The sequence below is a fragment of the Nocardiopsis suaedae genome (assembly GCF_027706745.1).
Classification (GTDB): domain Bacteria; phylum Actinomycetota; class Actinomycetes; order Streptosporangiales; family Streptosporangiaceae; genus Nocardiopsis_A; species Nocardiopsis_A suaedae.
The window spans coordinates 81,837-93,866 of sequence record NZ_JAQFWP010000013.1; the positions used below are offsets into that span (position 1 = coordinate 81,837).

General features: G+C 72.0%; 15 protein-coding genes. 9 read left to right on the forward strand and 6 right to left on the reverse strand.

The window, feature by feature from the left end; translation table 11 throughout:
• Positions 1-202: 202 nt before the first annotated feature.
• From O4U47_RS09545 to O4U47_RS09555, 3 genes are all read left to right on the forward strand, one after another.
• Complete coding sequence (locus tag O4U47_RS09545; RefSeq protein ID WP_270677328.1) at positions 203-1,381, forward strand: sensor histidine kinase; 1,179 nt, start codon at positions 203-205, stop codon at positions 1,379-1,381.
• A complete protein-coding gene (locus O4U47_RS09550; protein ID WP_270677329.1) occupies positions 1,378-2,037 on the forward strand; it encodes a response regulator in 660 nt (219 codons plus the stop codon). The genes O4U47_RS09545 and O4U47_RS09550 overlap by 4 nt, the downstream gene beginning before the upstream one ends.
• A gap of 96 nt (positions 2,038-2,133) precedes the next feature.
• Positions 2,134-2,481, forward strand: a complete 348-nt coding sequence (locus tag O4U47_RS09555) for a VOC family protein (protein ID WP_270677330.1) — start codon at positions 2,134-2,136, stop codon at positions 2,479-2,481.
• Positions 2,482-2,561: 80 nt separating this feature from the next.
• On the opposite strand, the gene O4U47_RS09560 is transcribed toward O4U47_RS09555, so the two are convergent.
• From O4U47_RS09560 to O4U47_RS09575, 4 genes are all read right to left on the reverse strand, one after another.
• A complete protein-coding gene (locus O4U47_RS09560) occupies positions 2,562-2,954 on the reverse strand; it encodes a hypothetical protein (RefSeq protein WP_270677331.1) in 393 nt (130 codons plus the stop codon).
• Between the two features lie 87 nt (positions 2,955-3,041).
• On the reverse strand, positions 3,042-3,164 hold the full coding sequence (locus tag O4U47_RS09565; RefSeq protein ID WP_270677332.1) for a hypothetical protein: 123 nt from the start codon (positions 3,162-3,164) through the stop codon (positions 3,042-3,044).
• Positions 3,165-3,529: 365 nt separating this feature from the next.
• Positions 3,530-3,718: a DUF397 domain-containing protein gene (locus tag O4U47_RS09570; protein ID WP_270677333.1), complete on the reverse strand. Its 189-nt coding sequence runs from the start codon at positions 3,716-3,718 to the stop codon at positions 3,530-3,532.
• Between the two features lie 9 nt (positions 3,719-3,727).
• Positions 3,728-4,573 (reverse strand): helix-turn-helix domain-containing protein, encoded by an 846-nt coding sequence (locus tag O4U47_RS09575; protein ID WP_270677334.1) that lies wholly within the window; start codon positions 4,571-4,573, stop codon positions 3,728-3,730.
• Positions 4,574-4,812: 239 nt separating this feature from the next.
• Here O4U47_RS09575 and O4U47_RS09580 point away from each other — a divergent pair, with 239 nt between their 5' ends.
• From O4U47_RS09580 to O4U47_RS09590, 3 genes are read left to right on the forward strand one after another with little or no spacing between them, the layout of a single operon-like run.
• Complete coding sequence (locus tag O4U47_RS09580) at positions 4,813-5,136, forward strand: hypothetical protein (RefSeq protein ID WP_270677335.1); 324 nt, start codon at positions 4,813-4,815, stop codon at positions 5,134-5,136.
• The gene (locus O4U47_RS31265; RefSeq protein ID WP_408638953.1) at positions 5,136-5,771 is read left to right on the forward strand and encodes a helix-turn-helix domain-containing protein; all 636 of its coding nucleotides are present in this window, start codon (positions 5,136-5,138) and stop codon (positions 5,769-5,771) included. The genes O4U47_RS09580 and O4U47_RS31265 overlap by 1 nt, the downstream gene beginning before the upstream one ends.
• A complete protein-coding gene (locus O4U47_RS09590) occupies positions 5,768-6,115 on the forward strand; it encodes a hypothetical protein (protein WP_270677336.1) in 348 nt (115 codons plus the stop codon). Before O4U47_RS31265 ends, O4U47_RS09590 begins: the two co-directional genes overlap by 4 nt.
• 252 nt (positions 6,116-6,367) lie before the next feature.
• On the opposite strand, the gene O4U47_RS09595 is transcribed toward O4U47_RS09590, so the two are convergent.
• Positions 6,368-7,876: a monooxygenase gene (locus O4U47_RS09595; protein WP_270677338.1), complete on the reverse strand. Its 1,509-nt coding sequence runs from the start codon at positions 7,874-7,876 to the stop codon at positions 6,368-6,370.
• Positions 7,877-7,942: 66 nt separating this feature from the next.
• On the opposite strand from O4U47_RS09595, the gene O4U47_RS09600 reads away from it, so the two are divergent.
• The gene (locus tag O4U47_RS09600; RefSeq protein WP_270677340.1) at positions 7,943-8,614 is read left to right on the forward strand and encodes a TetR/AcrR family transcriptional regulator; all 672 of its coding nucleotides are present in this window, start codon (positions 7,943-7,945) and stop codon (positions 8,612-8,614) included.
• Between the two features lie 212 nt (positions 8,615-8,826).
• Positions 8,827-10,020 (forward strand): calcium/sodium antiporter, encoded by a 1,194-nt coding sequence (locus tag O4U47_RS09605; protein ID WP_270677342.1) that lies wholly within the window; start codon positions 8,827-8,829, stop codon positions 10,018-10,020.
• A 205-nt stretch (positions 10,021-10,225) separates the two neighbouring features.
• On the opposite strand, the gene O4U47_RS09610 is transcribed toward O4U47_RS09605, so the two are convergent.
• Positions 10,226-10,963: an SDR family oxidoreductase gene (locus O4U47_RS09610; RefSeq protein WP_270677346.1), complete on the reverse strand. Its 738-nt coding sequence runs from the start codon at positions 10,961-10,963 to the stop codon at positions 10,226-10,228.
• 190 nt (positions 10,964-11,153) lie between these two features.
• On the opposite strand from O4U47_RS09610, the gene O4U47_RS09615 reads away from it, so the two are divergent.
• Entirely contained in the window at positions 11,154-11,951 is a 798-nt protein-coding gene (locus O4U47_RS09615; RefSeq protein WP_270677348.1) for a helix-turn-helix transcriptional regulator, read from the forward strand.
• Positions 11,952-12,030: the final 79 nt, after the last annotated feature.

Below are 12,030 nucleotides of genomic sequence, written 5' to 3' on the forward strand. Positions count from 1 at the left end.
CCAGAAGGCGAAGCTGTGCGGGAGAAGGCGCGGCGCCGGACGGGTCGTCCACCCGCCCGGCCGCCGCCATGGGCGCGGAGCGCCGGGTTCGGGGGAAGACGCTACGGATCCGGCACGGGTCGAGGCGTCCCCGTGGAGTGGACACCTTCCTGTCGCTCGCGCGGGGGACACGCCCCCGGACGGCCGCCGCTATGCTGCCCCGGTGTCCACGCTCCGGCGGCTCCCCCACGTGTGGCAGCGACTCGACGTCACCCTCCGGGACCTCCCCCTCGCCCTCCTGATCCTGACCGCCTCGCTCATCCCCGACCTGCACAACCACGGCACGCAGCTCGGCGGCGTCCCCGACCGCCCGATGGACTCCCTCGGGCTGCTCGCGGCCGCGCTGCAATGCCTGCCCCTGGCCGGGCGCCGACGGTGGCCCGCCCTGTCCCTGGCCCTGGTGGCGGTCGGCTTCTCGCTCGACCAGCTGAACGGCTACCACCTGTACGCGGGCACCGCGATGCCCATCGCGCTGATGAGCGCCGGCGCCCACCTCGGCCGGTACCGGCGCACCGCCATGGCCGCCGCCTCGGTGGCGTACGTGGCGCTGGCCCTCGCGCTGTCCCGGCTCGGGTCGGGCGAGTCCCTTCCCGAGTGGGTGATGTACTACGCGGCGCTGGCCCTCGCCTGGGGGATCGGCGCGTGGCTGCGCTCCTTCCGCGCCGCCGAGGCCGAGCGCCGCCGCCTGGTCGCCGAGGCCACCCGCACCGCCGAGCGCACCCGCATCGCCCGCGAGCTGCACGACGTCGTCACCCACCACGTGACCGCGATGGTGGTGCAGGCCGAGGCGGCGCGCTACCTGACCGCCGCGCCCGACCGCCTCGACCAGACGCTCACATCGGTCACCGACACCGGCCGCCAGGCCATCACCGACCTGCGCCGCCTGCTGGACGTGCTCAACCCGGACCACGACCGCGACCCCTCCTCCGACGAGGGCCTGGCCTCCGTGGTCGAGCGGACCCGGCGCTCCGGGCAGCCGGTCGCGTTCAGCGAGGAGGGCGAGCCGTCCGCCTCCCCCGGCAGCGCGGGGCTCGTCGCGCACCGCGTCGTACAGGAGGCGCTGACCAACGCCCTCAAGCACGCGCACGGCCGCCCCACCTCCGTCCGCGTGCACCACCGCCCCGAGGAGATCACCGTGACCGTCAGCACCGACCGCAGCGGGCCCACGGACCGCTCGGGACCCCCGGACGGTGCCGTTCCCGGCGGCGGGCGGGGCCTGGCGGGCCTGCGTGAACGCGTCGAGGTCCTGGGCGGCGACTTCTCCGCCCGGCCGGAGGAGGGCGGACGCTTCACCGTGCGCGCCCGCATCCCCGCCCACGCCCCGGCGGGCACGCGGCCATGAGCGCACCGATCCGGGTCCTGATCTGCGACGACCAGGCGATGATCCGGACCGGCCTGGTCACCATCGTCGACGCCCAGCCCGACCTGGAGGTCGCGGGGGAGTGCGGCGACGGCGGGGCCGCGGTCGAACTGGCCGGGAAGCTGCGCCCCGACGTGGTGGTGATGGACGTGCGCATGCCCGTGCTCGACGGCATCGAGGCCACCCGCCGCCTGGCGGGGTCCGGGGTGGACCTCCCCGTGAAGGTCCTCGTGGTCACGACGTTCAACCTGGACGAGTACGTGTACGAGGCGCTGCGCGCGGGGGCGAGCGGGTTCCTGCTCAAGGACGCGCCCCCGTCCCAGCTCCTGCACGGCATCCGGACCGTGGCCACCGGCGCGGCGCTCCTGGACCCCGAGGTCACGCGCCGGCTGGTGGGCAGGTTCGCGGCCCGCATCCGCCCTTCGTCCACCGAACCGGGGGACGTCCCGCTCACCCCGCGCGAGCTGGAGGTGCTGCGGCTGATCGCGAACGGGCTGTCCAACGGGGAGATCGCCGCGACGCTGGTCATCAGCCAGGAGACCGTGAAGACGTTCGTCTCCCGCATCCTGACCAAGCTCGACCTGCGCGACCGCGTCCAGGCCGTGGTCTATGCCTACAGGAACAGCCTGGTGGACTGAGCCGGGGCCGGTTCCCATTCCTGCAAGACGCCGGTGGCGGGCCCAGGGGACGATGCGCGGGTCGTGTTCCGTGCCGATCCGTGTCAGGAGTCGTCGATGGCCGTCCGCCGCGTCGTTCCCAATGCCCGTTCATCGTCCGTGCGGGAGGCCGCCGGGTTCTATGCGCTGTTGGGCTTCGAGGAGGTCATGAACCTCGGCTGGGTCGTGACGCTCGCGTCCCCGGAGGTCCCGACGGCACAGGTCAACCTGATGACCGGCGACGCGACCGCGCCGGTGGTCCCCGACATGAGCGTGGAGGTGGACGACGTCGACGCGGCGTACGCGGCCGTCCGCGAGAGCGGCGCGGAGATCGTTCACCCCTTGCAGGACGAGGAGTGGGGCGTGCGGCGGTTCTTCGTCCGCGCCCCCGACGGCCGCGTGGTCAACGTGCTGGGCCACCGGTGAGCCGCTGTTAGGCCGCCGCTGGGCCACGTTTCCCGTGAAACGAGGCAGGCCCCGGCACTTCGCCGGGGCCGTCCTGCCCGTCAGTCGGTGGCCGCGTCCAGGGGGAAGCACACGACGATCATCACAACGGTCAGCGCCACGCAGAAGACGTACATCTTCCACTTCGGGACCACGTGTTCCTCCCCGGCGGCGTGCTTCTCCAGGCTCTTGCGCATGTCGGGGCGGAGGGCGGCGAAGAGCACCGCGAACGACGCGAACAGGAAGGTGGAGGCGTAGAAGGTCTCGGTCACCGTGAAGTGCCGAGACGGGTTGCCCGCAAGGGGGAAGCTCAGCAGGAAGGCCGGGAACAGCGTCCAGGCCAGCACCGCCGCCACGCGCCGGAAGCAGAAGTAGAGCGCGGCCATGGTCAGGACGGCGGCCGCGATCGCCGCGTACTTCCACTGCTCGGCCTCCAGGAGGTCGATGAACAGCATCCCCGTGATCCCCCGTTCGTCAGATATGCCGCAATGGTCCCATTCGGGCGACGCGCTCCGCCCTGGAGCACGGGTCGGCGACGGCGGTCACCCGTTGCCGAAGCGCGACAGCCCCCGCGCCGCGCGGTCGGCCGGTCGCCGCACCTCCGGGGCCAGTTCGGGCGGCCCGAGCAGGGTGTCGTCGACAGGGAGCTGAACGAGCCGGAACACCAGGTGCCGCGGTTGGCGATGTGGAACCAGACCGCCCACCTGTGGCCGGGGGCGTCGCTGGGGCTGAAGACGCTGCCGGTGGAGGCCATGCACGGCGACATGGACATCGTGACGCAGACGCTCGGCATGCCGGAGGAGGTCAGGGTGAGCGCCCGCGAGCGCGCTGGACGCCCTTCAGCTCACCCTGGACGTGGACCGCAAGGTCAACGGGGGCTGAGGCATGGCCGACCGCAACGGCTCCACGTGGCCGGTTCCGGCGGCTGGTCCGCATCACCGGCCCGAGATAGCATCCTCTCGGGATGCTTTCAGGTAAAGCACGACGCGGCCCCCGTCCAGACCGACGGGGGCCGCGTTCGTGTCTGGGATTAGAGGTCGCGGACCGTGGCGAGGAACGCCCCCCACTCGACAATGGGGAACATGAGGTGCCCATCGCCAGGGTGCTGGCTGTCGCGGACCGCCGACGCGCCGGGCGCCTCGGCGACCTCGACGCAGTTCTCTCTGGCGCCCTGGGAGTAGCTGGACTTGCGGAACTCCAGGTGGGATGCGGTTGACATAGTGGTCCTTCAGGGCTCTATGAGGGTCTCCAGGAACGCCCGCGAGTCTTCCACGCTGAGCGCAGATGCATGGACGTGGTCATAGATCATCTCGCAGCGCTCGATCTCACGAGGATCCTCGTAAAACAGCGATGAGAGGATGTCCTCCCGATATACCACCTGCGGATCCTCCTTGAAATCGAGGATCACGAAGCTCCCCGCGGTGGCCGCATGGAGACCGGCGGAGTACGGCAGCACCTGGATCCGCAGCTCCGGCCGCTGTACATCGAGCAGGTACCGGATCTGTTCATCCCTGAGCTCTGAAGGGAGCCTGTGCAGGGCCGCCTCATCGATGATGGCCCAGATCCGAGGTGACTCCGGGCGCCCGAGGATCTGCTTGCGCAGCATTCGCGCCTCGACATGGCGGTCGACCTCGTCCTCGGCGGTCACACCGGCGGCCCGTGTGGCGGCGCGTGCGTACGCCTCGGTCTGGAGCAAGCCAGGGATGACCAGCGCCTCATAGGTACGGATGCGGGACGCCTCGATCTCCAGCCCGACGTAGGCGCCTTTGCCGAGGACATCCGAGTAGCCGACCCACCAGCCGCGTTGTCGGGCCTGTTTGGTGAGCGCGATGAACGAGTCCCGTTCGGCTTCGTCTGTGACGCCGTAGATGTCGAGGAGTACCTCGACGTCTTTGGGGCTGGGACGCGTCCACTCGTTGTTCTCGATCCGCGTGAGCTTGCCGCGGGACCAGCGTCCGATGCCCGTCTTCTTGGCTTCCGCAGTCACGTACTCGGCCGTGTAGCCCTGGGCCTCCCGTAGCTCCCGCAAGTGGCGTGACAGTCGCCGACGCCGGAGTGGCGGGCTGCTGGCCATGTCGGTGCTCCTCGTTGTCGAGCTACGGACCTGGCCTGATCCTACGCCGGGGCGCGAGTATTCGGACAATTTGGTACACCGTCCACTTAGTTACTGGCTTCCGAGGGTAACTTTCGATGCCTGAAAAGATTCTCACACGGATTTGAAAGTGGGCATTGAACTTTTACCGTGCGTGAGGGAGCATGGCGTCACCTGAGAGCAGCCGGGCCTCCCACCCGGCACATCCCGAGGAGCCACCCATGGACCTCTCCGTGAAGAAGCCCCCCGAGCGGCGGCGGGCCGCGCGCGTCCGCAGCTACAGCCGCGACCGCATCCCCGGCTTCGGCCACTTCTGCGAGGTCGCCTCGCGCCACCGCGACGACTGGTCGATCACCTACGACTACGCCTCGCCCACCCCCTACCGGGCGCAGTCCCGCCACCGCGACGACGCCGTCATCACCACGAGCGCCGTCGATGTCCTCGACGGCGCGCTCGCCGCGCTCGCGCCGGTGGCCGACCCACGCTCCTCCGCGCTCCGGTCGCGGACGGACGGCTTCGCCTCGACCATGCGGAAGGTGGCGTGATGGTGCTCCCCGAGACCGACCACCCGCTCATGACCACCACCGAGGTCGCGGCCATCTTCCGGGTCGACCCCAAGACCGTCGCCCGCTGGGCGGGCGAGGGCAGGATCAAGGGGGTCCGCACGCTCGGCGGCTTCTACCGGTTCCCCCGGGCCGAGGTGCAGCGCGTGCTCTCCGAAGGCATGGCGGCGTCCGGAGCACCGGCCCCCGCCTCCCGGCGACTCTCCCTCCGGCCGGAGGCGCCGCCGGCCGAGCCGTCCGACATCGCCCCGCCCGAGGTCGCCCCGTCCGACGCCGTTCTGTCCGACGACAAGGCCTCCGACAGCGACGACGAGTTCCCCGACATCACCCCCGAGCCCGACGCGGACGTGGTGTGGGCCTACTTCGACGCCGACACCGGTGACGCGGTCCTCACCCTGACCGACGACGCGTGCGGCGTCCTCCGCCTCCGCACCGACCGCGAGGAGCACGAAGCCGTGCTGCTGGCGGTCCTCACGGCCGCGTGCGCGGGCGCCCGCACCGCCGTCGACGAGAGCACTCGGAACTGGTGGGCCGCCGTCGCCCGCCGGGGCGAGGCGGTCCTGGACCAGGTACGCGGGGTCGGCCGCCTACCGCAGGTGTCCCGAGAGGACCCGTGACCGAACGCGTGACCGACCGCATCGACCCGATGCGCATGGCGAGCGCCGATCGGGGTTGGGAAGTGGTGGCCGCGGCATTTCTCCCCGGGGTCGCGATCAGCGCGCTCGGGGCACCCGACGACCGGATCGGCCTCTGGGACCCCGCCACCGGTTCCTACGCCCTCGCCATACGCACGGGCGGGGGCGCCCCCGAGGTGGACGAGCGCGGCCCGCGCTCCCTGTGGTCGGAGCTGGAAGAGGCCTACCTGCAATGGCTGGCCATGGGCGCCCCGGGCCGCGACCGGTCGGCCTACTGGTCGACCGACAAGGGCAGCACATCTGGCTCGACCGCCCGGACGACATGATCGGAGGAACGGCCTGATGGGCGAACACCGCAAAGAGGTCAACCGCTCAGGCTGCGGCGGACGCGGAAGGGTACAGCAGTCCGAGGACGGCAGGGTCGTGATGGTGGACTGCACGCTTTGCGGCGGAACCGGCAGGCAGCCGTGACCTCGCATCCGTGGCGGAAACGGAACACCCCCGACCCGCGGGCCGGGCGGGGGAAGCACCGCATGGCCTGCAGGCGAGCCTCATCCGGGGAACGCCGCCGGTTACCGTCAGGAGGGAACCCCGGCCCATTCGGCCAGTGCCGCGTGCCGCTCCCCACGCCGGGCCTCGGTGTCGGCGGTGCGCGTGGCCCAGGCGATGTGGCCGTCCGGGCGCACAAGGACCTCCTTCACCCCTTCGAGGTCCGCGTGCTCCTCCCGTTTCGTGGCGGCGACGGCGGCGACGCGTGCTCCCCGGCCTGTGGACACCTCTTCGGGAACGGCGCCGCCCGCGAGGTCGAGGTGGACGAACCGGCCCTCGGTGAGCAGCTCGTAGACCCGTGCCGCCTGCGACCCGGCGGCGGTGAGCCCGATGTCGGGCATGCGCCGCCCCACGAGCCGGTCGGCCCCGGGGCTCGTCGGCGGGTAGGCGGTACCCAGCGCGGACACGCGGGCGGCGAGCCTGCGGTTGACCTCGTCCATGCGCAGGAGCTCGTCGAACAGGCCGCGGAGGGCCGCCCCGGGCCGCTCGTACCGGGGGACCAGCGCCAGCTCCGCGAGAAGCGTCTGCACCTCGGTGTTCTCGGCGACCGCCCGGCCGACCGGGTGGCGCTCGGAGTGGTAGGTGTCCAGCAGCCCTGGCGGCGCCCACCCGTGGACGGCGGCGGCCAGTTTCCAGCCGAGGTTCACGGCGTCCTGGAGGCCGGTGTTCAGCCCCTGGCCTGCGGCGGGGAAGTGGATATGGGCCGCGTCGCCCGCCAGCAGGACACGGCCGCGACGGTAGCTCTCCGCGAGGCGGGTGGCGTTGCCGAAGCGGGAGAGCCAGCGGGGATCGGCCACGCCGCAGTCGGTCCCGCAGATCCGGACCAGCGAGGCGCGGAACTCCTCCAGGGTCACGGGCGCGCGGGACGGGACCCGCATCCGCTCCGGGTCCACGAAGACCAGCCTGGTCAGGCCGCCCTCCAGCGGCGCGACGAGGACACCGCGCTCGCGGGCGCGGTCGAGGACCGCCGGGTCGCCGTCGATCACGGCGACATCGCCGAGCACACCGGTGAGGGTCTCATCGGTTCCGGGGAAGCCGATCCCGGCGGCCTCCCGCACCCGGCTGCGCCCGCCGTCGCACCCGACCGCGAACCGGGCGCGGTGCGCCTCGTCGCCCCGGGGTCCGCGCACCCGCACGTCGACCCCGTCGCCGTCCTGGGTGAGGGCGAGGACCTCGTGGCCGTACCGGACCTCCACGCCCAGCTCGTGGGCGCGCTCCGCGAGCAGCGCCTCGGTGCGGACCTGGGCGATGAAGAGCGTGCAGCCGTGCCGGGAGTCCAGCGCCGAGAAGTCCAGACGGGTGGGGAGCTGCGCGAAGTGCCAGCCAGGGACGGTCCGGCCGAGCGGCAGGAACCGGTCGAGCAGCCCGCGCTGGTCCATCAGTTCCAGGCTGCGCGGATGCAGCGTGAGCGCCCGCGAGTCACGCTGCGGCGCGGTGCGGCGTTCCAGGACCCGGGGCCGTACCCCGGCGAGCGCCAGCTCGCACGCGAGCATCAGTCCGGTCGGCCCCGCCCCGGCGACGACCACGTCGGCGTCCATCGGATCCACCCTCCCCCTATTTAATGAACAACGTTCACGTGAACGACGTTCACTATAATGGGGCCCATGAGCTCCCCGTCAAGCCCGGCCCGCGGCCGACCCGCGCGGCTCGACCGCGCCCGCACCCTGGAGACCGCCCTCGACCTGCTGGACCGGTCGGGTCTGGACGCACTGACCATGAGGCGGGTCGCCCAGGAGATGGACGTGCAGGCCGGTGCGCTGTACCGCTACTTCGCGACCAAGCAGGACCTGCTGACGGCGATGGCCGAACGCATGATGGAAGGCGTCGCCGAAGGAGCCGAGGCGCCGGGGGGCGACTGGAGCGAGCGGCTGACCGCCCTCGCCCGCGGGATGCGGACGGCCCTGCTCGCCCACCGCGACGGTGCGCGGGTGTTCGCCGGTACGCACTCGACCGGGAAGAACGTGCTGGGCTTCGCCGACACGTTCGTCGGAGCCATGCGCGAGGCGGGCTTCCCCGACGACGAAGCGGTGCGGGCGCTCTACACCGTGGCCAACTTCACCGTGGGCCACACCTTGGAGGAACAGGCCGCCCTGCAGCCGGAACACGGCGGTTCCGACGGCGGTTCCGCGGACGCGGACGCCCTGGCCGAAACGGTGTCGAACGGCCCGTATCCCCACCTCAAAGCCGATCTGCCCACCCTGACGAGCACGGACTTCCCCCGGCTGTTCGAGTTCGGCCTCGGCCTGCTGATCGGGGGCCTGGGGGCGCGCCGCTGAGCCGCGACAGGCCTCCGCCCGGGCACGCCTCAGGAGCGGCGGTCGTTCCGGATGCGGAGGGCGAACGCGCCGTGAAGATCCCCTGAAGAGTCACGGCGACGTCGGGCAGGGGGCTGAAACATGCCCAGTAACCTGCACGAAAAGGCCTCACGGCGGACGGATGTGCCGGGCACGGCACGTCCACGGCACGTTGGAACGACCGAAGGGCTCGCGTGGACGTATTGGTGGTACTCGCACTGGTGGCGGGGTTCGTCCTGTTGGTGGCCGGGGGTGAGTCCCTCGTACGGGGCGCCGGCTCGCTCGCGCGGACGCTGGGGATGTCCTCGCTCGTCGTGGGGTTGACCGTGGTGTCGTTCACCACGTCGGCGCCGGAGCTGGCGGTCAGCGCCGACGCCGCGTTCTCCGGGCACCCCGGGCTGGCCGTGGGCAATGTCGTGGGCAGCAACATCGCCAACATCCTGCTGGTCCTCGGGGCGTCGGCGCTGTTCGTCCCCCTGGCGGTGAACTCGCAGGTCGTGCGCGCCGACATCCCGGTGATGGCGGCCCTGTCCGTGCTGGTGCTCCTGATGTCCCTGGGCGGCCACCTGGGCCGCTTCGAGGGCGCCGTGCTGCTCGCGGCCCTGCTGGCCTACGTCACCGTCACGGTGCTCGTCTCCCGGCGGCGCGCGGGCGGCGCCCCGCCGTCCCCACCTGTGAACGGCGCCGAGCCGCACGCGGAGGCCCCGCGGGCCGACGCCCCGGGGGCGGACGGGCCGGCCCGCACCCCGCGGACCAAGCGGGTCCTGCTGGACCTGGTGCTCGTGGTGCTCGGAGCGGCCCTCCTCGTGGCGGGCGCGCGGCTGCTGGTGTACGGGGCCAGCGCGATCGCGTCGGCGCTGGGCGTGAGCGACCTGCTCATCGGGCTGACCGTGGTGGCGATCGGCACCTCACTGCCCGAACTGGTCACCTGCGTGGTCGCGGTGGTGCGCGGCGAGCGCGACATGGCCGTGGGCAACATCGTGGGCAGCAACGTCTTCAACATCGGCGCCGTGCTCGGCGTGACCGCCATCCTGGCCCCCGAAGGGATCACCATCGACCCGGCGGCCCTCCGGTTCGACCTGCCGGTCATGGCGGCGGTGGCCCTGGTGCTCCTGCCGATCGCCCTGACCAGGTCGGACGTGTCCCGCTGGGAAGGTGCGCTGCTCGTCGGGTTCTACACGGCCTACATCACGTACCTGGTCGTGGACGCCACCGGACACGATGCGGTGGAGCCGTTCAGCGCCGTGATGCTGTGGTTCGTCATCCCGCTCACCGCGCTATGGCTGGTGTCGACGGCGGTGTACGAAGTGAGCCGACGGCGCAGGAGGAGGACGACCACGGCCACCCCTCCGCCCCCGCCCCCCGAGAAGGTGCGAGAACCGAAGTAGGAGGCCGGGACCGCGCCGACGGCAGCCGGTCGACCGTCTTCGCAGGACGGGACGGCGTCCCCTGGACGGAAGCGCCTGCGGTCCGGTGTGTGAAACACCCGGCCTCCCCCCTGCGGAGACGGCGCCGACTCCAGCCGAGTCGGCATGGCGTCATGACCGGTTGTCGACTTGGCGACCGACGTGCGCCGCCCGCACGGGGGGGAGGTCAGCCTTGGGCGGTGGGACGCACGACGATGTCGCCCACATCGACCGCGTCAGGCTGCTCGATCGCGAAGGCGATGGCCCGGGCGATCGCCTCGGGGGGAATGGCGATGTCGTCCCGCCTCTTCGTGATCTCCGCCCTGATCCGGCCGTTGGTCGACGCCTCCGCGAACTCGGTCGCGGTCATGCCGGGGGAGACCATCGTCACCCGTAGGGACTCTCCGGCCTCCTGGCGAAGTCCTTCGCAGATGGCCCGGACCGCGGACTTGGTACCGGCGTAGACGGCCATGGCCGGAACGACGCGGAACGCGGCCGTGGAGCCGGTCATGACGAAGTGGCCGCTTCCCTGCGCCCGGAAGACCGGCAGCGCGGCGCCGATCCCGTGCAGGACGCCCTTCACGTTGACGTCGACCATGCGGTCCCACTCGTCGACGCGCAGATCGTCGAGGGGCGAGACGGTGCCGACGCCTGCATTGCCGACGAGGACGTCGAGCCGGCCGAAGCGCTCACCGGCCAGCGCCACCAGGGCCTCCAGATCCCCCCGCCGGGTCACGTCGGTGCGGATCTGCACGGCCGTGCCGCCCGCCTCACCGATCCGGTCCACCACCTCCGCCAGGCGATCGGACCTGCGTCCCCCGAGGACGAGTCGCGCGCCGCGTTCGGCGAGCAGCAGCGCGACCGCCTTACCTATGCCGCTGCCGGCACCCGTGACCGCCACCACTTTGCCTTCGATCCCGGACATGGGTCGTCCCCTCCGTCTTCGGCACCGGGGCCGGAGTTCCGAGTGCCGAAGGGCACCGGCAGGCCGGGGCACCGGTGTGGCCGTGTGGGGCCGCCGGTCGTGCCGCGGCCCGTGTTCGCCCACCAGTCTCCTGCGGGCTTAGCCTGGTATCCAGACCGCGTTCATTCTGGAACTGAAGGTGCCAGCCACCATGCCCGCGCATCCGGACCGCCGCCAGCTGAGTGCATTCCTGCGCAGCCGGAGGGAGCGCCTGACCCCTGAAGAGGTGGGGCTGCCCCGGACCGGCCGCCGTCGGACTCCCGGGCTCCGCCGGGAGGAACTGGCGCTGCTGGCCGGGATCAGCGCCACCTGGTACACGTACCTGGAGCAGGGGCGGGACATCCGCGTCTCCGGACAGGTGCTCGACGCCCTCGCCAGGGCACTACGGCTCCACCGCCACGAGCGCGACCACCTTCTCCGGCTCGCGGGCCACGCGCCTGCGGCCGAAGCGCAAGAGCCCGAGCCGCTCCCGGCGAAGGCGGCCGCCGTCCCCTTACTGCTCCAGCCGAACCCGGCGTACATCATCGGCGGCGACTACGGCGTCCTCAGCCACAACCAGGCGGCCCACGAGCTGTTCCCGGGGCTCATGGCGGGCCGCCCCGCCAACTTCGTCCGCTGGGTGTTCCTCGAACCCGCGGCCCAGGACGTCCTGGTCGACTGGGAGCCCGAAGCGCGCGGCCTGCTCGGCCGACTCCGGACGCTGGCGGCACAGCACCCCGGCGACCCGCGGTACACCCGGCTGATCGAGGACCTGCACGAGGGCAGCCCGGAGGTACGGGACTGGTGGCCGCAGTACGAGGTGCAGGCCCGGCACAGCGGCCGCAAACGGCTGCGGCACCCGCTCCGGGGCGTCACCGAATACGCGTACACCGCTTTTCACCTGGCCGATCAGCCGGAACAGACGCTGGTCGTCTATGCCGACGAAAGCGCCCCCTCCGACGGCGCCTGATCGCCGTCATGGAGGGGGTGGGCCATGGCACCGCTCCCGGTCGGGTCGGGGGGTGTCCGATCGGCCTGATGATGCCAGA